The organism is Sporosarcina sp. P29 (assembly GCF_002743265.1).
In the GTDB taxonomy this organism is placed as follows: domain Bacteria; phylum Bacillota; class Bacilli; order Bacillales_A; family Planococcaceae; genus Sporosarcina.
Genome location: NZ_PDYX01000016.1, coordinates 11924 through 34893, shown reverse-complemented (window position 1 = coordinate 34893; position 22970 = coordinate 11924). Strand labels below are relative to the sequence as shown.

At 43.8% G+C, this 22970-nt stretch carries 19 protein-coding genes and 1 pseudogene; 12 read left to right on the top strand and 8 right to left on the bottom strand.

The annotated features are described in order from the left end of the window. Positions 1-156 precede the first annotated feature (156 nt). The gene (locus CSV68_RS12655; RefSeq protein WP_099662311.1) at positions 157-1638 is read left to right on the top strand and encodes a phytoene desaturase family protein; all 1482 of its coding nucleotides are present in this window, start codon (positions 157-159) and stop codon (positions 1636-1638) included. A 131-nt stretch (positions 1639-1769) separates the two neighbouring features. After that, a complete protein-coding gene (locus CSV68_RS12650) occupies positions 1770-2525 on the top strand; it encodes an IclR family transcriptional regulator (RefSeq protein ID WP_099662310.1) in 756 nt (251 codons plus the stop codon). 47 nt (positions 2526-2572) lie between these two features. Here the strand turns inward: CSV68_RS12650 and CSV68_RS12645 are convergent, their stop codons facing one another. Together CSV68_RS12645 and pxpB are read right to left on the bottom strand one after the other, a co-directional pair. Beyond that, positions 2573-3562, bottom strand: coding sequence for a 5-oxoprolinase subunit C family protein (locus CSV68_RS12645; protein ID WP_099662309.1), 990 nt, complete (start codon positions 3560-3562; stop codon positions 2573-2575). Next, positions 3553-4293 (bottom strand): 5-oxoprolinase subunit PxpB, encoded by a 741-nt coding sequence (gene pxpB, locus CSV68_RS12640; RefSeq protein WP_099662308.1) that lies wholly within the window; start codon positions 4291-4293, stop codon positions 3553-3555. Before pxpB ends, CSV68_RS12645 begins: the two co-directional genes overlap by 10 nt. Positions 4294-4598: 305 nt before the next feature. Between pxpB and CSV68_RS12635 the strand changes: the two genes are divergently transcribed. From CSV68_RS12635 to CSV68_RS12625, 3 genes are read left to right on the top strand one after another with little or no spacing between them, the layout of a single operon-like run. Then, positions 4599-5375: a LamB/YcsF family protein gene (locus CSV68_RS12635; protein ID WP_099662307.1), complete on the top strand. Its 777-nt coding sequence runs from the start codon at positions 4599-4601 to the stop codon at positions 5373-5375. Further along, the gene (locus CSV68_RS12630; RefSeq protein WP_099634883.1) at positions 5372-6598 is read left to right on the top strand and encodes an NRAMP family divalent metal transporter; all 1227 of its coding nucleotides are present in this window, start codon (positions 5372-5374) and stop codon (positions 6596-6598) included. The genes CSV68_RS12635 and CSV68_RS12630 overlap by 4 nt, the downstream gene beginning before the upstream one ends. A gap of 19 nt (positions 6599-6617) precedes the next feature. After that, complete coding sequence (locus CSV68_RS12625; protein WP_099662306.1) at positions 6618-7409, top strand: putative hydro-lyase; 792 nt, start codon at positions 6618-6620, stop codon at positions 7407-7409. A gap of 103 nt (positions 7410-7512) precedes the next feature. Here the strand turns inward: CSV68_RS12625 and CSV68_RS12620 are convergent, their stop codons facing one another. Further along, positions 7513-8280: a 3-hydroxybutyrate dehydrogenase gene (locus tag CSV68_RS12620; RefSeq protein ID WP_099662305.1), complete on the bottom strand. Its 768-nt coding sequence runs from the start codon at positions 8278-8280 to the stop codon at positions 7513-7515. 492 nt (positions 8281-8772) lie between these two features. Here CSV68_RS12620 and CSV68_RS12615 point away from each other — a divergent pair, with 492 nt between their 5' ends. Beyond that, complete coding sequence (locus CSV68_RS12615) at positions 8773-9327, top strand: competence protein ComK (RefSeq protein ID WP_099634886.1); 555 nt, start codon at positions 8773-8775, stop codon at positions 9325-9327. Positions 9328-9749: 422 nt separating this feature from the next. Here the strand turns inward: CSV68_RS12615 and CSV68_RS12610 are convergent, their stop codons facing one another. From CSV68_RS12610 to CSV68_RS12590, 5 genes and pseudogenes are all read right to left on the bottom strand, one after another. Then, on the bottom strand, positions 9750-10262 hold the full coding sequence (locus tag CSV68_RS12610) for a sigma-70 family RNA polymerase sigma factor (RefSeq protein ID WP_099662304.1): 513 nt from the start codon (positions 10260-10262) through the stop codon (positions 9750-9752). 1202 nt (positions 10263-11464) lie between these two features. Then, positions 11465-13447 (bottom strand): methyl-accepting chemotaxis protein, encoded by a 1983-nt coding sequence (locus CSV68_RS12605; RefSeq protein ID WP_099662303.1) that lies wholly within the window; start codon positions 13445-13447, stop codon positions 11465-11467. A 136-nt stretch (positions 13448-13583) separates the two neighbouring features. Further along, positions 13584-13661, bottom strand: a pseudogene (locus CSV68_RS17455) (YjcZ family sporulation protein); the annotation flags it as partial. Positions 13662-13772: 111 nt separating this feature from the next. Next, positions 13773-13901, bottom strand: a complete 129-nt coding sequence (locus CSV68_RS12595) for a YjcZ family sporulation protein (RefSeq protein WP_083035222.1) — start codon at positions 13899-13901, stop codon at positions 13773-13775. Positions 13902-14014: 113 nt separating this feature from the next. Then, a complete protein-coding gene (locus tag CSV68_RS12590) occupies positions 14015-15982 on the bottom strand; it encodes a methyl-accepting chemotaxis protein (RefSeq protein WP_099662302.1) in 1968 nt (655 codons plus the stop codon). Positions 15983-16362: 380 nt separating this feature from the next. Between CSV68_RS12590 and CSV68_RS12585 the strand changes: the two genes are divergently transcribed. From CSV68_RS12585 to secA, 6 genes are all read left to right on the top strand, one after another. Further along, complete coding sequence (locus CSV68_RS12585; protein ID WP_099662301.1) at positions 16363-17928, top strand: flagellar hook-associated protein 2; 1566 nt, start codon at positions 16363-16365, stop codon at positions 17926-17928. 33 nt (positions 17929-17961) lie between these two features. Beyond that, a complete protein-coding gene (fliS, locus tag CSV68_RS12580) occupies positions 17962-18363 on the top strand; it encodes a flagellar export chaperone FliS (protein ID WP_085133016.1) in 402 nt (133 codons plus the stop codon). Continuing rightward, the gene (gene fliT / locus CSV68_RS12575; RefSeq protein WP_099634892.1) at positions 18360-18713 is read left to right on the top strand and encodes a flagellar protein FliT; all 354 of its coding nucleotides are present in this window, start codon (positions 18360-18362) and stop codon (positions 18711-18713) included. The genes fliS and fliT overlap by 4 nt, the downstream gene beginning before the upstream one ends. A gap of 66 nt (positions 18714-18779) precedes the next feature. Next, a complete protein-coding gene (locus CSV68_RS12570; protein WP_099662300.1) occupies positions 18780-19151 on the top strand; it encodes a PilZ domain-containing protein in 372 nt (123 codons plus the stop codon). 118 nt (positions 19152-19269) lie between these two features. Then, positions 19270-19824 carry a ribosome hibernation-promoting factor, HPF/YfiA family gene (hpf, locus tag CSV68_RS12565; RefSeq protein ID WP_099634894.1) on the top strand — a complete coding sequence of 185 codons (555 nt, stop codon included), beginning with the start codon at positions 19270-19272 and terminating at the stop codon, positions 19822-19824. 643 nt (positions 19825-20467) lie between these two features. Next, positions 20468-22966: a preprotein translocase subunit SecA gene (secA, locus tag CSV68_RS12560; RefSeq protein ID WP_099634895.1), complete on the top strand. Its 2499-nt coding sequence runs from the start codon at positions 20468-20470 to the stop codon at positions 22964-22966. Positions 22967-22970: the final 4 nt, after the last annotated feature.

The window sequence follows — 22970 nt, the reverse complement described above, 5'->3', positions numbered from 1 at the left end:
ACGTGGGAATAGACTACAGGGGAATTGTCTACTAGTGACAGTGGGAGGTACGTGAATGAGTGATTCGTAGGGCGTATGATATAATCATCCGTAACATTTACAAAATAATGAAGTCCATCTAGTGGATTTGTAAGATATAGGGAGAAGGTGATTTCCATGAGCAAAACTGTATGTGTCATCGGTGCCGGTATTGGCGGCTTACTGGCTGGTGCTCTGTTGGCTAAAGAAGGCTATCAAGTGACCGTTCTTGAAAAGGCGACGAGAGTGGGTGGGTCAGCAGGTTCTTATGTGCGAAATAAACGTATATTTCCTGCTGGTGCGACGATTGCTTTCGGATTGGAAGAGCAGGGGTTACTAGACATGCTGTTTACTGAACTTGATTTGAACGTTCCGTTTGTTTTGCTCGATCACCCGATGGATGTGGTGATGGAAGACCGACAGATTTCATTGTATTGCAATAAAAAGGCTTGGGAAGAAGAGCTGGCGCGTGTTTTTCCTGAAAGACAGCGTGATGTCATTGCCTTTTGGAACAAATTAGAGCAAATCAGTGAAGCAGTATATGGAGTGACGGCTACCGGCGTGTCGTTGCCGATCCAGCGCGTATATGATCTAGGGAAGTTGCCGAGCCATGCGGTTACGCACCCAGGAAGTATGTTGCGTCTAGCTCGCCATGCTACGCGGACGGTGGAAGATTTACTGCGTACATATAAACTTGATCGTTATGAACCGCTGCGACAGTTTATCGATGCGCAGTTGCTCGACGCGGCACAAACTGACTGTACGGAAGCGGCTTTATTGCCGTCGAGTCTGGCGTTGACGATTTACAGAAGAGGCAGCTTTTATGTGGAAAAAGGAATGAGCCAGTTGAGTGAACGTTTGGCGGAGCGAATTGTGGAGCTCGGTGGTGAAGTGATTACAGCTTCACCTGTTACAGAGTTGCTATATCAAGAGAAAAAGTGGCATGTGACGAGTAGAAAGAAGACTGAAGCTTATGACGTGGTGGTCAACAATGCAGGTGTTTCTTTCGGACCGCGTACGAGTCATTCCGAATCAAAGGAGTTTGCGTGGGGGGCTTTCCGAATCGATGCGCTTCTATCGGATACGTTCTGGCAGCAAGAATTAGAAGGCAAACCGTTACCTTTTGCCATTCAAATCGTGCCGGATAAGGATCAGACAGTACTTCATTCAAACGGCCATGGACCAGTCTATGTAACGTTTCAGCCTGCTTACGATCGCCGCAATGAACGCGTTGAAAATGAGATCATGATGACCTGTTCGATCCATACATACGCGGAGCTGTGGGAAGAGTTATCAAAAGAAGAGTATAAAGAAAAGAAAGACATCGTAGCGCAAGCGATGTTGGCTGAAATTCAAAAAGTTCTTCCTGTTGAAGACTATGTACTGTATTTGGAAGCGGGTTCTCCTGAGACGTATAAAAAGTATATCGGTAAATCAGAAGTAGGCGGTTTTCCTTTGACGGTGAAGAATGCAATATTGAAGCCGAAAAGTGTGCGTTCTTCTTTGCCGCAATTATATATTGTAGGGGAGCAATCGTTTCCGGGGCCAGGGACGCTGTCTTCAGCATTGAGTGGTAGTCATGTGGCACGGGCGGTTATGAAGACGTGGCCGCTAAAGTGATTGGGAAAGGTTCATTTCATGATAACTAAATGGTATGTGCTTCCAACTACTTCAATGTTATAATCAACCATATCGTGTGTTTATCCAAAATATAAAAATTGATTCAGCCTGTCAATCAGAAAGGAGCCCACATGAGCACAAACAATAAAACAGTCGTCCGCTCTCTGGACATCCTAAATTTATTCGTCGATCACCCAGCCCTCACATTCCAAGAAATTATCGACCTATCCGGTATCCCGAAATCCTCGGTCTACCGCATGCTATCTTCACTCGAAGAAATGAAGTTTCTCGAGAAGGGCGCGGATTCACAGTATCGTCTCGGATTATTGCTATTGAAATACGGTAGTCTTGTATCGAAGCGCTTAGACATTCGCAAAATCGCCTATCCCATTATGGAAGAGCTTCACCAAGACGTGAAGGAAGCGATTAATTTAATTGTCCGGCAAGGGGATCAGGCGATTTATGTGGAGAAAATCGATACGTTCCAGAAAGTTCGTTTGTATACGGCGATTGGACGAAGTAGTCCGTTGTATGCGGGAGCTTGTTCGCGGATTATTCTGTCCTATCTATCGGATAGCTACATCGCCGAGTATTTGGATAAGACCGAATTACAGCAGTTTGGTAACGGGACATTCACGGATCGAGAGTCGTTGCTTGCGTCTATTCAAGAGACGCGGCAGAAGGGCTATGCACTCAGTAATTCAGAGCTTGAGAATTTCACGTCTTCTGTGGCGGCGCCGATTTTTGATTTTAGTGGAGATGTAATTGCGGGCATCAGTATCGCAGGTATTGAAGCCAATTATCAAGAAGAGCATTTGAAAATACTCGTTCCGAAAGTGAAACAAGCTGCCTCGGAGATTTCTCGGCAGCTTGGGTATACAGGATGAAAGAAACCTTTGTGATTCAGTTAATCTGAAACACAAAGGTTTTTGTTTTAGTAGCGAAGATTATGTTGGATACCAATTTTAAACTGGTTAATTAGCTCTTCTTTCGCGATCAGTTCACGCTCGGCTTCCGCATGTGTGATGAGTTTGAAATAGAGTGTCGCGTTCGGTTTTACTTGCGACAGACTACCTAAGTCAGCAGTGATCACTTGTCCGATTTTCGGATAGCCGCCAGCGGTTTGTCTGTCCGCCATTAAAATAATCGGCTTGCCGTTAGGAGGGAGTTGAATCGTTCCGAACGTTACACCTTCTGATAGCATTTCCAGTTTCTCCGTTAACGAAAGCGCCTGTCCTTCGAGTCGTAAGCCCATTCGGTTTGATTGCGGCGTGACGACATACGGCTCGCGCACAAGTCGTTGTTTACTCGCATCGTCAAAGTGCTTATATTCTGTGCCTTCAATGAATCGAATGGTTTGTGTGGATGCCAAATTAACTAACGGATGATGCGGTACAGCCCAGTCGGGTGTGCCTTCACGTTCAATCAACGTAAAGACTTTGTCGTTTGATTCCGTTAATGGTCCGAATGAAAGCTGATCATTTTGTTGCAACGCACGCCCTTTAAAACCGCCAATTCCCGCCACCATATACGTACTTTTACTTTCCATCACAACGGGTATGTCAATCCCACCGGCAATAGCCAAATACGCTCGACATCCTTCAATCGCAAAGCCGAATTTCAGTATCGAGCCTTTTCTGACGATAAGTGGCCGCCAGTTGGCAACAGGGATTCCATCAACCGTCGTTTGAAGATCCCCGCCAGTAATCGCGATCAACGTATCTTCTTCAAACTGCAGCTTCGTTCCAAATAGTGTGATTTCTAGAACGCCTTCACGTTCATCATTGCCGACAAGCAAGTTCGCAATGCGCATCGAATAGCTATCCATGGCACCGCTTACAAGAACACCGAATTTTTGTGAACCGGTCCGACCGATATCTTGAATCGTAGTCAAGAGCCCAGCATTCAATACGTTTACTGACATGTCGTCACCTTCTTTTGCTCATCATACTGTTGTTGTGTCATCGGACAAAATTTAATTTTATCTCCTGATTGCAATAAAGACGGGGGAGACATATCCGGAACGAATAGATCCGTCGGTGTGCGTCCGATAATTTGCCAGCCGCCTGGTGTTTCAAGTGGATAGACACCGGTTTGTTTACCAGCAATTCCGACCGAGCCAGGAGGAATAGATGTCCGTGGCGTTAATTTTCTCGGTGTCGCAATGCGTTCGTCGAGGCCACCGAGAAACGGAAACCCTGGTGCGAAGCCGATCATATAGACGAGATATTCAGGTGTCGTATGAATTTCAATGACTTCTTCAACAGACATGCCATGCGTTTCCGCCACAATGTGCAGATCGGGACCGAATTCTCCACCGTACAAAACAGGAATCTCGACTAGTCTCCCTTCCGTAACAGGAAGTTCAGATATTTGGATAGCTAGCGTATTAATATAATCGGTTACTTTTTCAATAGGCGTGCCGGCAATTTGAAAGCCGTTTTTTGATTGATGGACGAGATACGGAGAGTAGTAGACCGCCAAGCTATTATAGGCAGGAACCGACTCGATGAATCCGTCAAATGGGTATTCATCCAAGAGATAAGATAGATTTTTCACTTGCTGGTGGATGGAAGGATGGATGCCTTCTCCTAGTTTTATAATGATGGCAGAATCGCCAAGTACTTTTATATCGAGAGATTTCTGTTCACTCATCGTAACATCTCCTTCAAATTCCGAAATTCGAAACCGTTATTCTGAAAAACGAATCGTAGTTCTATTATAGATTTCTAAAAAGAAAATACAAGCTTATTATTCAGTTAGTAAAAATACTCACCATATTTCGACAATGGTCTATTCAACAAAAGATTTTTATGATAGACTAAGTTTCAAGTTCAAAACCTTGGTTTCGAATTTCGGAACTAGGCGATATGCAAACGCTTACTTCTTGTTGGCAACTTAGCGATTCACTCGTTTTATGACGGGCTGGTCGTTGTAAAAAAACAATGGGGGTTATGGATATGGTAAAAGTTGATTTGAATAGTGATTTAGGAGAAAGCTTCGGTCGGTATACATTAGGGGAACAAAAAGAGATTTTGAAATATGTAACCTCTGCCAATATAGCATGTGGATTCCACGCAGGCGATCCTTCCGTAATGCGGGAGACGGTGCAACTTGCGATCGATAACGGAGTACGAATTGGAGCGCATCCAGGGTTGCCGGATTTAGTTGGATTCGGACGTAGAGATATGAATATTACTCCACAAGAAGCGTATGACATGGTCGTCTATCAAATTGGTGCACTGCAAGCATTTCTCGCTGTACATCAAGAACCGATGCAGCATGTGAAGCCGCATGGCGCGTTGTATCAGATGGCGTCAAGAGATCAAGGGATTGCAGAAGCTATCGCTAAAGCGGTCTATGATGTTTCACCTTCGCTTGTATTGTTCGCTCTTGCGGATAGTGAATTATCAAAAGCGGGGGAAGCGATTGGACTCGAGACGGCGCATGAAGTATTTGCCGATCGTACGTATCAATCAAACGGCATGCTCACTTCGCGTTCGCAAGACGATGCGATGATTACCGATCAAGAACTGTCTGCTGAACAAGTGATTCAAATGGTCAAAGAAGGAAAAGTACGGTCTCAACAAGGGACAGACGTTGCTCTACGTGCTGACACCATTTGTATTCACGGAGATGGAGAGCATGCAGTGGAGTTTGCAAAATACATTACAGACCGGCTGAACGGTGAAGAAATTACTGTGACGGCTATGGCTGATCGGGAGGATGCTTTATGAAAAATGAGAAGTTAGGACTTACTCATGAGCAGGAACAGAAAAAAGTAACCCGTGGCGTCTTACTTGGCGCCGCCTTCCTGATGGCAACTTCGTCTGTTGGACCTGGTTTCTTAACACAGACCACGGTATTTACAGAGCAACTCGCAGCAAGTTTCGGTTTCGTTATTTTAATTTCATTAATTCTAGATGTCTTTGCTCAAATGAATATATGGCGAGTGATCGCGGTGTCCGGCCTACGTGGACAGGAAATTGCCAATAAAGTGTTGCCAGGTCTAGGTTTCGTCCTCGCCTTCCTCATTGTCGCAGGAGGTCTTGCGTTTAATATTGGAAACGTGGCGGGTGCAGGTTTAGGGCTGAACGCGATGGTTGGAATCGATCCAATCATGGGTGCGGTCATCAGTGCGGTCTTTGCGATTTTGATTTTCATGGTGAAAGAAGCAGGCAAAGTGATGGACAAAGTCGTTGCCGTTGCGGGTGTGTTGATGATTATTTTGGTCGTGTTTGTCGCGTTCAAAACGTCGCCGCCAGTTGGAGAGGCAATCGTCAGAACGTTTAACCCTTCTGAAATTAGCTTCTTCGCGATCGTTACGTTAGTCGGAGGGACAGTCGGTGGGTATATTACGTTCGCAGGTGGACACCGTTTGTTAGATGCAGGAATTAAAGGCATTGATTCTGTTCCATTGGTCACGAGAAGTTCGGTCACAGGTATTGTTGTTACAGGCATCATCCGCGTGGCATTATTCCTAGCTGTACTCGGAATCGTTTCACAAGGTTTGCAGATTGATCCAGACAATCCACCAGCATCTGTGTTCCAGCTAGGCGCAGGAGAACTTGGGTTGAGATTATTCGGTGTCATCATGTGGGTAGCAGCGATCACATCCGTTGTCGGCGCGGCGTATACATCGGTTTCATTTATCCGCTCATTCCACCCATTCATCGAAAAGTATCACAACTGGATTATTATTTTATTCATCATTGTATCAACAGCAACATTCGCATTCGTTGGAAAGCCGGTTACGATTCTTTTATTAGTAGGGGCGTTGAATGCATTGATTCTGCCACTAGCGCTAGGTACGTTGCTCATTGCGGCGTATAAGAAGAATATTGTCGGTGAATACAAGCATCCACTTTGGTTGACGATTGGCGGCGCGATTGTTGTGGTCGTCATGGGCGTGTTAAGTGTTATCACGTTGATCGAACAGATTCCATTACTTTTTAAGTGATCGGTAGGAGGTTGTATAGATGGAAGCGTATCGTTCTATGAAAGCGCAAGAAGTTCGGAAATTCATTCGAGAGCAAGTCATTACGGGGCAGACGTCTGGAATGGCGACAGGCTTTACGCAGGCGAATTTGGTCATCTTAAAACAACAGCATGCGCTTGATTTTCTACTGTTTTGCCAACGCAATCCGAAGTCTTGTCCGTTATTAGATGTCACAGAGCCGGGTTCATATCGTCCGGCTAAGATTGCGCACGACGCAGACATTCGCAGTGAACTACCGAGTTACCGTATTTATAGAGACGGTGTCTTAGCGGAAGAAGTGAACGATATTACGGATTACTGGGAAGACGATATGGTAGGCTTTCTAATCGGTTGCAGTTTCACGTTTGAAGCGCCGTTACTTGCGGGTGGAATTCCTATTCGCCATATCGAGGAGAAGCGCAATGTGCCGATGTATAAAACGAATATTGCTTGCACAAAGGCCGGTATTTTTGAAGGGCCGACCGTAGTCAGTATGCGTCCAATGAAGGCGCAAGACGCGATTCGCGCGATTCAAATTACGACGCGCTTTCCTGACGTTCATGGGGCACCGATTCATCTAGGGGATCCTAGTTTGATAGGAATTGACGATATTTCCGCACCAGACTTTGGAGAAGCCGTGACGATCCATGAAGACGAGATTCCCGTGTTCTGGGCGTGTGGCGTGACGCCGCAAGCTGTAGCGATGCAGAGTAAGCCATCTATTATGATCACGCATTCTCCAGGTTGTATGTTCATAAGTGATATGAAGGATTCAGAGCTTAGTGTTTTATAAATAAAAAAGTTCTCAACGCGACGAGTTGTCGGTTGAGAACTTTTTTGATTGCAGGGGAATAGTGTGATTCTACAGCTATCCTACGCATATCAAGGAATACGCCTTACTGCACCGTATACCCACCATCAAGCACAATCGCTTGCCCGGTAATCCCTTTCGCACTATCACTTGAAAGATACAGCGCAAGATCCGCCACTTCCTTTACATCCAACAACCGTTTCTGGGGAACTAAAGGATAGATAATCTCTTCCAGCACCGATTCGAGAGGCACGCCGCGAACTTCCGCTAAGTCTTCAAACTGATTGCGCACAAGTGGCGTATCCACGTAGCCGGGGCAAATTGCATTGACGGTAATGCCGTCAGCTGCCGTTTCGAGCGCAGCTACTTTTGTCAGCCCAATGACGCCGTGCTTCGACGAGTTGTACGCCGCTTTGCCGGCGAATCCAACAAGTCCGTTAATCGACGCCATATTTAAGATCCGGCCGAATTGCTGCTTTTTCATATGCGGCAAGACGAGCTTTGTCGCAATAAATGGCGCAGTGAGCATCACTTTTACTAGTAGTTCAAATCGTGCGGTCGGGAAGTCTTCGAGCTTTGCGACGTGCTGCAAACCTGCATTGTTAATGAGGATATCGATTCTGCCGAAGTGGGAGATTGTTTCATCGATTGCTTGTTGAATGTCTTGTTCTTTCGTGACATCACATTTCAAGCCGATTGCGCCGCCACCTAACGTGACAGCCGCTTCTTTTACTTTTTCTTCATTTACATCCGTTAACACGACGATGGATCCAGCTTCTGCGAATGCTTTCGATATTTCGAATCCAATTCCTTGAGCCGCGCCAGTGATGAGCAATACTTTATCTTTTACCATAATGACTTCCTCCTAAGTGCTTTCCTATACCGCATAATGTCTTGCTATGTATTTTAATTCACATCATATGCTAAACGCAATGCTTCTACACAACTCATTACAAATACAAAATATGTCAAATTATATGGGAGTTCAACAATAAAATCAGAATAATGGAAATGGAGGTAGACGTAAACATTATAGTACTATATACTAGTCCTTAAGACAGGTACTTTGTATGAAATCCGCTATGTAAACGCTTACTATATGTGAAAATGAATGAATGCAGGTCGATAACTAAAGCTCTGTTTATTGGCCTGTTTTTTGTGCGTCAACTGAAGGGAGGTGAGAAATTAATGCGTTACCTAGTGGATAGAGAAAATCCCCGAGTGCTTCATGTCATGGGAGACAGACTCGAGGATTTAGTAGCTGGTGTATACCAACATACCGTTAGTATACCCCTTTATTCCACTAACCGAAAGGTGTTTCTATAAAAAAGGGGGATAATGGGGCATGAATGAGGAAACGAAGTCAGTAATTTCACCGGGGACGAGTATGGTCTATCCGTATTATGATGATGAAGGAAAGTTATGTGCGGTGTTATTGAAAGACGGTGATTTTGTACAAGTGGAACATAGTCCAACCGAGGTAGTGGACTTGAGTATGCTATTTTACGGAACGAGTTTGCGCGGTGGGATCGACGGTGGCAAGGCGTTGATGGGGAGTATCCACATGACGCCCGTGATGGTCAATGAGCGATTGGATATCTATTTATTTCCTAGTAAATCGCCTTCAAGTAATGAATGTGTGTGGTTTTCATTGTCACATATCCTCACGTTCTTGCCGTTCGATAAAGAACATACAAAAGTGATATTCCGCGATGGCAATGTGTTCACTGTGAACTGCAGTTATTCGGTGTTCCAGAGCAGATACCAGCGGTCATGCATGTTGAAGAATGGACTGACGGCTAGGTTCACACAAATGGCGCTTGGCGTGAGGAAGAGTTACAAGACGTATTTGATCCGAAAGAATCATAAGCGTGGGAATTATGAGATATCGGATGAGTAAATAGAGTGATACATAGCGTTCCTCTTAGGAGGAGCGCTTTTTCTGTCGAATGGATTTGTGAAATATTCACTGTTTTGTCTAAAGGGGTGGTATAATCAGTATAATTATGAATCGTTTGGTTGGGAACTATGTTCATGAGCGGTCAGGAGGGAAGAGTATGTTGTTTGATTTCTTTAAGCCGAAGTGTGAATATTGTAAGAAACGGACGTCTGTTTATCAGGGATATTATTTGCCAAATGATAAGAAGATCAAGGTTTGTTCGTCTTGCGCGCGTTTTGCGCAGCGTCGTGGGTTTCGGAAGTGGAAGGGGTAAGAGTGGGGTGTTGTCTTCCACTTACGTTCAACTGAAATCGTCATCTAACATAGAATCATACATAAAGACAAAGGCAAGAGCTACCCATTGGGGCGGCTCTTGCCTTTGTTTAGTTTTCTAAGCTTTGTTTGGCAGTGAGTTGATCTTTCAGTTTTTTTAGTAGTTTTTCTCGACGTTTTTTGATTCCTGGAACTGAAATGCTGAAGTGCGTGGCGCATTCCGCTTGGGTTTTGTTTTCTACGTATAGTTTGATTAGTAGTTCGCGTTCTTTTGGTGGGAGCGCGGTGATGATTTCGTGTAGTGCATTGTTTGGGTCTTCCATGAAGTCGTATTGTGCTAGATTTTCTAACGTTTCGGTTTCGACTGATGTGTTCACATCGCTAAACCGGCTTTCTTTTTTCAAATCGTCAAGCATAGCACCATAGATAGAGCGGTAGGCGAACGGAGTGAAGTTTCCTTTCGTTTCGTCAAAGCGCGTCCATGCTTGAAAAAGTGCAAAGCGTCCGGTTTGGCGGAAGTTGTCGAAATCACAATAGATGTGTAGTTTTCTTATGACAGCTGAGATCATCGGTTCATATTGTTCCATAACTTCTTCAAATTTTTCATTCTTCCTGTTTTCCATTCAAGCGACCTCTTCAGGCCGTGCACGACACTTTGTATTCCCTGGGTATCTATATAATAGAAAGTTTTGAAGGAGATATCGAATCGTCATGTTCTCGTTTTGCTTGGGGGAAATGGGTGCTTTTGTTAGGGGAAACGAAGTGGTTTGATTGGTGGAAGTTGATAGAATTTGGTTGTTTTTAATTGGTCGTAGGGCGGTTTTTTTGTGGGTATGAGCGGTTATTGTGTTTGATAGAGCAGTCGAGCGGAGAGTATGATCGGGTATCGTGTCCGATAGAGCGGTCAAGCTGTAAGTGTGATCGGATAACGCGTTGGATAGAGCGCTCACGCGGTAAGTATGAGCGAATGTCATAGCCACGGCTGATAGGGGCGGTCGGGCTTTAAGAATGAGCGGTTAGCATGTTGGATAGAGCGTTCGGGTAGTGGATATGAGCGGATATCGTGTCCGATAGAGCGGTCAAGCTGTAAGTATGATCGGATAACGCGTTGGATAGAGCGCTCACGCGGTAAGTATGAGCGAATGTCATAGCCACGTCTGATAGGGGCGGTCGGGCTTTAAGAATGAGCGGCTAGCATGTTGGATAGAGCGTTCGGACGGTGGATATGATCGGATATCGTGTCTGATAGAGCGGTCAAGCTGTAAGTATGATCGGATAACGCGTTGGATAGAGCGCTCACTCGACAAGTATGAGCGAATGTCATAGCCACGGCTGATAGGGGCGGTCGGGCTTTAAGAATGAGCGGTTAGCATGTTGGATAGAGCGTTCGGGTGGTGGGTATGATCGGGTATCGTGTCCGATAGAGCGGTCAAGCTGTAAGTGTGATCGGATAACGCGTTGAATAGAGCGGTCACGCGGTAAGTATGAGCGAATGTCATAGCCACGTCTGATAGAGCGGCAGTCTGGCTTTAAGAATGAGCGGCTAGCATGTTGGATAGAGCGTTCGGGTGGTGGATATGATCGGATATCGTGTCTGATAGAGCGGTCAAGCTGTAAGTGTGATCGGATAACGCGTTGGATAGAGCGGTCACGCGGTAAGTATGAGCGAATGTCATAGCCACGTCTGATAGGGCGGTCGGGCTTTAATAATGAGCGAATGTCATGCCACACCCAATAGAGCACTCACACCACAACTATGAGCGATCACACAAATATAAAAAGAAGACCCCCGTCACTACATCACGAGGGTCTTCCCTAAAATAAATTACATTTTAAATTGTGCAATGACTTCTGATAGCTTCTCGCTTAGTTCAGTCAATGTTTCGGCAGCTTCTGTAACCGATTGGATTGCGCGGAGTTGTTCTTCTGATGATGCGCTAACTTCTTCACAGGCCGCTGCGGTTTCTTGTGATGTGGCGGACATCGTTTCAACAGTTATGGACACATCATCTTTATGTGTGGCAATTAACTGGATTTCATTTGATACGGTATGGATCGATTCTTGCATTGTGTCCATCAGTGAAGAGAGTTCTTCAAATGTGTTTTCCGTATCTCCGACGACTACGCCTTGTTCGCGGAATGTGTTGATTGTTTGTTGCATTTGTTCCGAGACGATATGTGATTCTTTTTGTAATTCTTCTATTGTTACTTTGACATCGTCTGTGGCACGGGCGGATTGTTCAGCGAGTGTGCGAACTTCTTCTGCCACGACTGCGAATCCTTTGCCGTGTTCGCCAGCTCTAGCTGCTTCAATGCTTGCATTGAGCGCTAAGAGATTGGTTTGTTTGGAAATGTTCATGATCGTTTCCATGACACTACCGATCGCTTGTACTTTTCCGCCTAGTGAATCAATGTCAGTGGACATTTCTTCTAGCGTTTTACCAGTAGTCGTGAAGGAAGTCTTCAGTGCGTGCATTTGTCGCTGACCATTGGTGTTTTGAATACCAGTTTGTGTCGCGATATCTAGCATAACTTCTGTTTTTTCTCGAATTTCATTAATTTCTTGACCGAGAAGGTCGATGCGTTCTGTAACGATTTCTGCGTCTTCGGCAGATTTCGCGGCACCTTGTGCAATTTCTCCGACAGCCATTGCGACTTCATTGCTTGCGGCACTCGTTTCTTCGGATACGGCACTTAAGCTTTCGGAATTCGATCGGACATGGTCTGCTGATGTGTGGACGACTGTGATAATGTCGTTCATGTTTTGCACCATGTGATTGAAATCTCGGCTTAATTCACCGATTTCATCTGGACTCTGATTATCTGAACGTACTGTTAGATCTCCGCCAGATACTTCGGCCATCAAACCTTTGACTGTCTCGAGTGGCTTCAACATACGGCTGATCGTAATAAATAGACCGACGAATGTGAGAATCAACGTAATGAGTGCAATGATCAACATAGAATTACGTAATGACTGTGCCATCGCACTTAAATCGTGCTCTTCATAAATTGCGCCGACTTTCCAGTTAAACTCGGGAATTGTCGTATAGATATTGCGCTTGTCGATCCCTTGATCATCGGTATATTCGATGACGCCACTGTCCGAGTCATACATTTTTTTGAATTGAGCTTCGTTTGTTACATCCGTTCCTGTTTTAGAAGGGTGAACGATAGCCAGTCCTTGATCGTCGAGTAGCACAGGATAGCCGTTATATCCGATATCGCGGCTTGCTATTTCGTCTGTTAATGCGCTCAGTTCAATATCCAGTCCAAGAGCACCGATAAACGTACCGTCGATCATGATGGCTTTGGAAGCAGTAATGACAAACTGATTCGTTGTATCATCCAAATACGGCTCTGTCCATTGCACGTTGTCTGGATTTTCTTGTGCTAATTGATACCAGTTTCGCGTCGTCGGATCATAATCCGTTAAATCATCATCCGGCTTGATGACAGTATATTTGGATGTCAATGAATAATAAACGGCATCTGCACTTGGATACATAGACAAGAAAGTTTGTAGACGATCCTCTATTTCTTTAACAGATACTTCTTTTCCTTTTTCTCCAGTGAATTCTGTGATGGCATCGGTCGTCGCCAACAATGCCAAGCCTTTTTCATACTTGTCCATAAAGTGGAAAACACCGAAACTCATTTCACCGATGATTGCATTACTTGAATCCATAGCATTGACCATGGATTGTTTCTTCGCTTGTTCATTGGTCATCCAAGTCATTAATGCGATACCTAGAATGAATAAAATGATAGCGGTTAAGATAATCTTTGCTTTTATTGACCGTAACACGTGTTCAGCTCCTTCTTAGATGTGTGATGCTATATTGTACCTAACTTGTTATCGGCTAAAATTCCTATATGTTCATTGTTTTATAAAGAAAAATGAAGAAACCTGTCGAAAAATCGACAGGTTTCTTTTTAAAGACTTATAGGCAAGCGGCGCCTACAATAATGAGAAGGATAAATAGTACAACAATCAATGCGAATCCGTTTCCGTAAGAACCGCATGAGCCGTACGATCCAGTACTCTCACAACCGGATCCTCCGTAACCGCCACCACCGTGTCCATATCCACCAAATCCAAACATGTCTCCACCTCCAGTTTTTTTAAGTAATTAGCAACCGTAACCCATAAATCCTGCACCGACAATGATCAATAAGATAAACAGAACAACGATCATTGAAAAGCCGAAGCCACCATCATAACCGCCACCGTACCCAGATCCTTTAACTGATTCTCCCATATTGATTTCACCTCCAAATGTGGAACTACCCTTATTCTATGCAGAGATTCTCAGAGTGCCTTGGCTTTTATAAAAAAATCCGCCAATCCTTTAAAAAGGAGAGGCGGATCTTGTTAGATTTTAAATCGTTCCACAGCGTAACTTAGGTCTTCACTCAACTGAGTCAAGGCTTCGGCCGCTTCGGCAACTGAGCCGATTGCGTGAAGTTGTTCATCGGAAGAAGCACTTACTTCTTCACAAGCTGCTGCCGATTGTTCTGTCGTCGACAATAAAATTTGAATTTGCTCGGACACATCGTTTTTATGGACGTCCATTTCCTGAAGTGCGCTAGTAACTTGATTGATTCGGGATTGCATATCGCCAATGAAACTAGAAATACTTTCGAAAATTCCTTCTGTGTCTTGTACGACGGTGCTTTGGCGTTCGAATGTATTGCGCGTATTGTCCATTTGCTCGATGACATGCTGCGTGCCATTCTGTAATTCATGAATCGTAGAACGTACTTGTTCTGCTGATCTCGCGGACTGTTCTGCTAATTGACGGACTTCGTTTGCTACTACCGCAAAGCCTTTACCATGTTCACCGGCCCTCGCCGCTTCAATACTAGCGTTTAACGCGAGCAGATTGGTTTGGGAAGAGATCGATGTGATGGCGTCAATGACGGAACTGATTGCTTTCACTTTGTCTTCTAATGATCCGATCATGCCGCCCATTTGTTGCAAGTCTTGATTCCAGTTATTGAATGAAGAGCTTAAAATACTCATCTGGGTACGGCCTTCAGCGTTATAGGTTACAGCTTCTGTAGCCAAGCTTGCCATTTCGCTAGCAGTATCATTGGCTTCTTGAATTTGCTGATTCAATAACTCAGCACGAGTAGTTACCGTTTCTGCGTTTTCCGCAGACTGGACAACCCCTCTAGTGATTTCTGCCAAAGCACTTGCGATTTCTTCACTCGTCGCATTTGTTTCTTCGGATACCGCACTTAGGTTTTGTGAGCTTGCCAGTACATTGGAAGCGGAATGTGTCACGGTCGTAATCAAACCGTTCATTTGGTCGAGCATCTGATCAAAACCTTTACCAAGTTCTCCAATTTCATCACTGGAATGGATGTTGGCTCTAACCGTTAAATCACCGTCCGCTACTTGCTGCACGGTCTCTTGTAGACGGAAAATCGGTTTCAATACTCGGCTGATGAAGATGAATAGGATGATCGCAAGTACGGCCAATGTCACAACAGCCGCTATCATCATGACGTTGCGTAAACCTGTTGCCAGTGACTGCATGTTTTTCTGATCATAGATGACACCCAGTTTCCAGTCGAAATTCGGAATGGTCGTGAACATATCGACCTTTTTGACACCTTCTTGCTCGAACGTATGGTGGCCAGCTGGCTCTTTGTACATTTTAGCTACATAATCACGATCCATGACATTCTCTCCAACGAGTGAAGGGTGAGCGATAGCCGTTCCTTCAGCATCGAGAATGAATGCATACCCATCATGTGGAATAGCAGTCGCGGAGATCCCTTCGGACATGGTCGATAACTGAATATCAATTCCCGCTACACCCACGAATTCATTGCCGTTCATCACGGCTTTTGAAGCACTAATGACGAAATTACCTGTCGCTTCGTCAATATACGGTTTGGTCCAATGCACTTGTTCTGTTTCTGCTACCGCATTTTGATACCATTCACGTGTAGTGGGATCAAATTCTGTCAAATCCACGTAAGGACGAATCATCGTTTCTTTGGTCGCAAAACTAAGATATGTACTGGATACGTCAGGGTACGTCTCTAATGTGTTTTGGAGTGCTTTCGCAACTTCTGCCTCGCCTGTTGTGGCGGAAGCATTCGTGTAGTCCGAAGAATCGGTCAGCAACTCTAACCCTTTACTGTATTGCTGCAAATCCGCTTCAATAGAAGCACTCATTTCAGTTAGCAGCGTACTACTCGATTCTGTAAGGTTTTCCTCTGTCCGCTCCTTGACTAACCAGCTACTAATCCCTGTCATGGTCAAAACTCCGCCAGCAACTAGCACGAGGACAAGAAGAATCATTTTCGTTTTAATGGAATGAAACATGGGTGTATGCTCCTTTACTCTTATAGATTGTTCTTATCATACATTACTTTCGACTGTTCTAATAGTCTGATTTTCATAACGTTGAAAATATTTATTTATAGCCAAAGAAAAAAGTAGGGATTTTTAATTCGTCATGAATAGCTAAAATGTAAAACAGCTAGGAATTTATAGAAGAAAAACTGTGGCGATGCTTAACATCCCGTATTTTAATCCGATACTAGACATAACGAATGAATAGTACGTAACGATTGTGGACCCTGAAACAGAAGAGGTAGTTCGGGAAATACTACCAAAAAATTGCTCGACATACACGCAGCAATGAAAGACTTCATTGGATTAGTACTCGATCATAAAATTTAATTAAAAAGGTGTGAGGCACGATGAGAATCGGTGGATTGGCATCAGGAATCGATACAGAATCAATCATCAGAGACATGATGAAAGCGCATCGACTTCCTCTTGATAAAATTACACAAAAGAAACAATACACACAATGGCAACTGGACGACTATCGTTCCACGAACCGTGACTTAAGAAAATCAAGCGACAAGCTATTTGATACGGTTATGAAGCAAAGTACGTATATGAAGAAAAATGTTAGTGTGTCTGATGAGAAAGCGGTTAGTATTACAGCAAAAGGTTCTACATCTGACTTTTCGGGTACGATTGAAGTGAAACAATTGGCTACGCAGGCGACATTACAGAGTGGTGTGCTTAAAGGTGGCGGAACTGATAAAATTAAAGAGGAAGACATCCAGAACAAGTCCTTGAAAGAGCTTGGACTTTTTACGGGCGATCAAGATCAATCCTTGACAATTAAAGTGCCTGGAGATGACAATGCTACATCGCTAACAATTAAATCTTCTGATAAACTCAGTGATGTTTTAAAGCAGATTAATGAAAAAACAGGTGCTAGTGCGTTTTACGATTCGGCAACTGGTAGAATTGCGATGAGTGCCAAAGATAGCGGTAAAGGACTAATTGAAGTCTCAGGTGAAACCAGTCTAGTAGAGAATCTAAAATTAAATGCTCCGACTCCACTTGATCCTGATAATCCCAGTGCATTAGTTCCTCTTTTAGAACCTGATGGACCTAGAGCATCCTATGGAGCAGATGCAAAATTCACCTTTAATGGTCTAGAAACAACGCGATCTTCTAACACATTCACTATAAATGGATTTGAAGTTTCACTGAAACAGACTACAACATCCCCAGTAACATTTAGTTCCTCTACAGATACTGATACAGTTCTTGAATCAGTAGTGGAATTCGTTAATGACTATAATGAAATGATTGAAAAACTTAACAGTAAAATCAAAGAAAAACAATTCAAGTCCTTCCATCCACTATCAGCTGAACAAAAAGCCGATATGAAAGAAAAGGAAGTTGAGCTATGGGAAGAAAAAGCGATGAGTGGTACGTTAAAAGGTGATCCAGCACTTTCTTCTATGTTAAATAATTTACGCTCTATTATGTCTACAACTGTAAACACGACTGATAAAGATGGTAAGAGTGTTGATAAAGATGGACAACCAATTAAAATCAGTCTGAAAGATTTAGGTATCGAAACTTCCAAAAACTATTTAGACAATGGTAAATTAACAATAAATGAAGATAAACTACGTGCTAAAATTTCAGAAAATCCAAACGCTGTCTATGATTTAATCGGTGGAAAAGATAACGGTATAGCTCAACAGTATCGTAAAGAATTACAAGACGCACAAAAAAAGATCACAGTAAAAGCAGGTAGTTCTACTGCTGTAAACGATACATTTGCTCTCGGTCGTTCTATAAAAAACATGGACAAACAAATTGAGCGTTTTGAAACGAAGCTACAGATGATGGAAAGTCGTTACTATAAGCAGTTTAACGCGATGGAACAAGCAATCCAGCGTGCGAATTCCCAGTCTGCAGCGTTAATGAGTTCACTTGGCGGCGGCATGTAACGCAACTTAGCTAGAAAAAGGAGAATGACATAAATGGCTACTAACAACCCTTATGCAGCATATCAAACAAATACGGTGACGACTTCAACCCCTGGCGAGTTAACCTTAATGCTTTACAACGGATGTCTTAAATTTATTCAGCAAGGAAAGATGGAGCTGGCTAAAGGTAATTTGGAGCAAAAAAATATTGCAATCCAAAAAGCGCAAGCTATTGTGACTGAATTGATGTTGACATTGGATACATCCTACGACGTATCGAAAAACATGCTCGTTCTGTATGAATTCGTTAATAGCCGCTTGATCGATGGGAATATCCAAAACGATCCGGCAATGTTTGAAGAAGCGGCAGGGATTATTACAGAATTCCGCGATACGTGGAAACAAGTCATCCAGATCAATCGTTCGAAACAATATTCGAACGTGAGTGAAATATGATCCGACCTGCAATGACCATGTGGCGTGACCGTTCACTTCAATTGATCACGCTTGTACAGGTAGAAGATGAAGAAAAGCGTGATGACGTCATTGAACAAATTGAGAAGATACTGAATGAACGTGATGTATTGCAGTCACAAATAGTCCAGCCTTTTACAGCAGAAGAAGATGCGTTTGGTAAGGAACTAATTCGTTTGGAGAAAGATGTACAGACTAGTCTGGAACATTTCACACATGCGATTCGTACAAATATTTCACAATCCCAAGCAAAAAAAGAAAACATGAATAGCTATGTAAATCCATACGGTAAGATGTCTCAAGACGGTGCCTATTTCGATTCGAAGCATTGATGACCGGAAGAGAGGAATCTCTTTCGGTTTTTTTACATATAGGTATTCAAAGAAAGGAATAATCCTATGCGTTATAATCGCCATGATTACTTTCGGTATACATTCCAACCTTACATACCGGCCACATTTCGAATTCAACTAAATAACGAAGAGAAAAGCCTGTCCAATGAAGGACAATGTGAAATTTTGGATATCAGCACAGGTGGAGTGAAGTTCGTGACGCATTTAGATTTGCCTGTCCGTTCAGAAATTCTTGCACTGCAATTAGAATTTACGATCTATCAGCATCCGTTTGAAATTTTAGGGAACGTAGCTTGGAAAAATGAAACCGAATTTGGCTTTGAGTATGGATTCGAGTTTGGGGAAGATCAAAAAATGGATACGCTGATCACGGAAGAATTAAAACATCATGCCCGCAAAAAGAAAGAAACTGAGTAATATCAACCTAAAACCGAAGTTTCTTTACAATTCTGCATTTTTCTTAAGTTTTAGAAAGGGTTTTACGGGTACTATGAAGAAGTAAGGTAGTGATGGTTTAAATAAAGGAGGAGTTCATATGTTAGACTTCAATATTCGCGGTGAAAACGTCGAGGTAACTCCGGCGATCAGAGAGTACGTTGAAAAGAAAGTTGAAAAACTTGAGCGTTATTTTTCAGAAGGTGTAAACGCTACAGCTAATGTTAACTTGAAAGTTTATAGTGATAAGCAAACAAAAGTGGAAATTACGATTCCAATGAAGAATTTGACACTTCGCGCAGAAGAGCGTCACAACGATATGTATGCAGCGGTTGATTTAATCGTCGACAAGCTAGAGCGTCAAATTCGTAAATATAAAACACGTGTTAATCGTAAATCACGTGAGCGCGAAGGCGTAGCTGCTTTCTTCCAGTCAGTTGAAAGCAATAATACTCAAGAGCCTGAAGACGACGCGGAGTTCGACGTAGTACGTACGAAGCAGTTCGATTTGAAGCCAATGGATCAAGAGGAAGCAATTCTTCAAATGAACATGCTTGGCCACAGCTTCTTCATCTTCACAGATGCAGATTCTGACGGCACACACATTGTCTACAAGCGTAAAGACGGCAAATACGGCCTAATCGAAACAAACTAATAAGCAACCCGAAAAGTCCAGCTTCGGCTGGGCTTTTTTGTTTTTGAACTTGTTTACGTTTGTTAAGATCTTTAAGTTCAAGGGCAAGTGCTTGGGAATAGTGAGTGAATTTGTGTTGGGGGAGGGGGATTGAAGCTCCAACATCCAATTTCCGCTCATAGAATCCATTTAAGCGCTCATAGAACACTTTTTGCGCTCTATAGCACACACTGTCCGCTCTATCAGACGCCACGAGTGCTCATAGATTCATCTAAGTGATCATAGAACCTTGATAACCGCTCATAGCCTCTAAAGTTCAACATTAATCACAACCATAACTTCAATGCGCAATAAAAAGTATCAACTCCTTGCATTGCGAGCGAAGCGAAGGGGTGTGGTTCACCGCCCGCCCTCCGGAAAGCGTCCCCTCCGAAGCGCAAATCCCCACCCCAACACCACCGCCAGCCACAACCTGTCCAATCCCTTACCCCAACACTAAGTCACCCTCCCCAAGACAAACTTAGGAAAAATGATACAGCGCACCATTTGCACCTAGCTTTTTACAATGTTAAAATGGACTGTGACTCAAAAATACCTAGACAACGAACTTACAACTGGCAGGCGCGTCCTGCTAATTGATGAAGCTATGAGGATGTGACAATAAATGCTTGGCGTATTGAATAAAATGTTCGACCCAAACAAACGTGACCTAAAACGACTTGAGAAAATTGCCGATCAAGTAGAACTATTGGCTGACGATATGGAAAAACTGTCAGACGAACAACTGACAGCGAAAACAGACGAATTCAAAGAGCGTTACCAGCAAGGCGAAACAATCGAAGACTTGCAACCTGAAGCGTTTGCCGTCGTGCGTGAGGCCTCCCGCCGTGTGCTTGGGTTATACCCATTCCGTGTGCAAATCATGGGTGCTGCGGCTCTTAACGAAGGGAATATCGCGGAGATGAAGACCGGTGAGGGGAAGACGTTGACTTCTACACTCGCCGTTTATTTAAATGCACTGACTTCCAAAGGCGTCCACGTAGTAACAGTCAACGAATACTTGGCTAGCCGTGACGCGGAAGAGATGGGGCAGTTGTATTCATTCCTCGGCATGAACGTAGGCTTGAACTTGAACAGTCTCAGTAAAGAAGAGAAGCGTGAAGCGTATGAAGCGGACGTAACATACAGCACGAACAACGAACTCGGTTTCGACTATTTGCGTGATAACATGGTGCTGTATAATGAACATAAAGTACAGCGCCCACTTCACTTCGCCGTAATTGACGAAGTCGACTCCATTTTAGTCGATGAGGCACGTACGCCGCTGATCATTTCGGGTCAGGCAGCGAAAGCACAGGAATTATATCGCTTAGCCAATCGCTTTGTGATCACGCTGAAAAAAGAAGAAGATTATTCATTCGATGAATCAACTAAAGGTGTTGTGTTAACGGAGCAAGGTATTGAAGCGGCTGAGAAGGCGTTCAGTATTGATAACCTATTCGATCTGCAACACGTGACGCTCAACCACGCCATCAATCAGTCATTGAAAGCGCATGTAAGTATGCATAATGACGTAGACTATGTGGTAGAAGAAGGCGAAGTAGTCATCGTCGATTCCTTCACAGGACGTTTGATGAAAGGCCGCCGTTATAGTGACGGTTTGCACCAAGCGATTGAAGCGAAGGAAGGACTTGAAGTTCAGAACGAGTCGATGACACTTGCGACGATTACGTTCCAGAACTATTTCCGTATGTATGAAAAGTTGTCCGGGATGACGGGTACAGCGAAGACAGAGGAAGAAGAGTTCCGCAACATTTATAATATGAACGTTATCGCGATTCCAACCAATCAACCGATTGCTCGTGATGACCGTCCAGACTTGATCTTTGCATCGATGGATGGAAAGTATAAAGCGGTAGCGGAAGATATTCGAGATCGACACGAAAAGGGCCAACCGGTGCTCGTCGGTACGGTAGCGATTGAAACGTCAGAAATTATTTCCGCTTTCTTGAAAAAATACGGCATTCCGCATAATGTTTTGAACGCGAAAAATCATGAGCGGGAAGCCGAAATCATTCTAGACGCTGGTAAAAGAGGTGCCGTAACGATCGCAACGAACATGGCTGGTCGTGGTACGGATATTAAACTGGGTGATCATATCCAGGACGTTGGCGGTTTAGCGGTCATCGGTACGGAGCGGCATGAGTCACGACGTATTGATAATCAGCTTCGTGGACGTTCAGGGCGTCAAGGTGACCCAGGTGTTACGCAATTTTATCTTTCATTAGAAGATGAATTAATGCGACGCTTCGGTTCTGAACAAATGAAATCCATGATGACAAAACTCGGTATGGACGATGAAACACCGATCCAGTCGAAAATGGTATCACGCTCAGTTGAATCTGCTCAGAAACGGGTAGAGGGGAATAACTTTGATTCACGGAAACGTTTATTGCAGTATGACGATGTACTACGTCAGCAGCGTGAAGTGATTTACAAAGAGCGTAATGAAGTACTTGGTTCAGAAAATATTCGCCCAGTTCTTGAGAATATGTTGAATTCCGTTATTGAACGCGTAGTGGCGATCCACACGGCAGACAATACGGTGTATTCTAAAGGGTTGAAAGACTATCTGGAAGCGAACTTATTAGCTGAGGATACTGTGACGATCGAAGACTTAGAAGGTAAAACACCAGAAGAGTTGCAAACATTTATTCACGAATTGGTTATTGCGCGCTATAATGAGAAAGAGCAAGAAATGTCCGAAGAGCGTATGCGTGAATTTGAGAAGGTTGTCTTGTTGCGTGCGATTGATACCAAGTGGATGGATCATATCGATGCGATGGACCAGCTTCGTAACGGAATTCATTTACGTGCATATGGACAGAGTGACCCACTTCGTGAATACCAAGCAGAAGGATTTGCGATGTTTGAAGATATGCTAATTTCCATCGAAAACGATGCAACGAAGTATGTCATGAAGGCAGAAATCCGCAATAACTTGGAGCGCGAAGAAGTAGCAAAAGGTCAAGCGAACAATCCGAAAGAAGATGGCGCGCCGGTTGCTAAAAAGCCAATCCGACGCACTGTTAATATCGGCCGCAACGACCCTTGTCCATGTGGCAGTGGCAAGAAGTATAAGAACTGTCACGGCAAAGCATAACGAG

Bases quoted from the DNA above. Each gene is read 5' to 3' on its own strand.
- CSV68_RS12655 (WP_099662311.1), top strand. From the start codon at position 157: ATGAGCAAAACTGTATGTGTCATCGGTGCCGGTATTGGCGGCTTACTG.
- CSV68_RS12650 (WP_099662310.1), top strand. From the start codon at position 1,770: ATGAGCACAAACAATAAAACAGTCGTCCGCTCTCTGGACATCCTAAAT.
- CSV68_RS12645 (WP_099662309.1), bottom strand. From the start codon at position 3,562: ATGTCAGTAAACGTATTGAATGCTGGGCTCTTGACTACGATTCAAGAT.
- pxpB (WP_099662308.1), bottom strand. From the start codon at position 4,293: ATGAGTGAACAGAAATCTCTCGATATAAAAGTACTTGGCGATTCTGCC.
- CSV68_RS12635 (WP_099662307.1), top strand. From the start codon at position 4,599: ATGGTAAAAGTTGATTTGAATAGTGATTTAGGAGAAAGCTTCGGTCGG.
- CSV68_RS12630 (WP_099634883.1), top strand. From the start codon at position 5,372: ATGAAAAATGAGAAGTTAGGACTTACTCATGAGCAGGAACAGAAAAAA.
- CSV68_RS12625 (WP_099662306.1), top strand. From the start codon at position 6,618: ATGGAAGCGTATCGTTCTATGAAAGCGCAAGAAGTTCGGAAATTCATT.
- CSV68_RS12620 (WP_099662305.1), bottom strand. From the start codon at position 8,280: ATGGTAAAAGATAAAGTATTGCTCATCACTGGCGCGGCTCAAGGAATT.
- CSV68_RS12615 (WP_099634886.1), top strand. From the start codon at position 8,773: ATGAATGAGGAAACGAAGTCAGTAATTTCACCGGGGACGAGTATGGTC.
- CSV68_RS12610 (WP_099662304.1), bottom strand. From the start codon at position 10,262: ATGGAAAACAGGAAGAATGAAAAATTTGAAGAAGTTATGGAACAATAT.
- CSV68_RS12595 (WP_083035222.1), bottom strand. From the start codon at position 13,901: ATGGGAGAATCAGTTAAAGGATCTGGGTACGGTGGCGGTTATGATGGT.
- CSV68_RS12590 (WP_099662302.1), bottom strand. From the start codon at position 15,982: ATGTTTCATTCCATTAAAACGAAAATGATTCTTCTTGTCCTCGTGCTA.
- CSV68_RS12585 (WP_099662301.1), top strand. From the start codon at position 16,363: ATGAGAATCGGTGGATTGGCATCAGGAATCGATACAGAATCAATCATC.
- fliS (WP_085133016.1), top strand. From the start codon at position 17,962: ATGGCTACTAACAACCCTTATGCAGCATATCAAACAAATACGGTGACG.
- fliT (WP_099634892.1), top strand. From the start codon at position 18,360: ATGATCCGACCTGCAATGACCATGTGGCGTGACCGTTCACTTCAATTG.
- CSV68_RS12570 (WP_099662300.1), top strand. From the start codon at position 18,780: ATGCGTTATAATCGCCATGATTACTTTCGGTATACATTCCAACCTTAC.
- hpf (WP_099634894.1), top strand. From the start codon at position 19,270: ATGTTAGACTTCAATATTCGCGGTGAAAACGTCGAGGTAACTCCGGCG.
- secA (WP_099634895.1), top strand. From the start codon at position 20,468: ATGCTTGGCGTATTGAATAAAATGTTCGACCCAAACAAACGTGACCTA.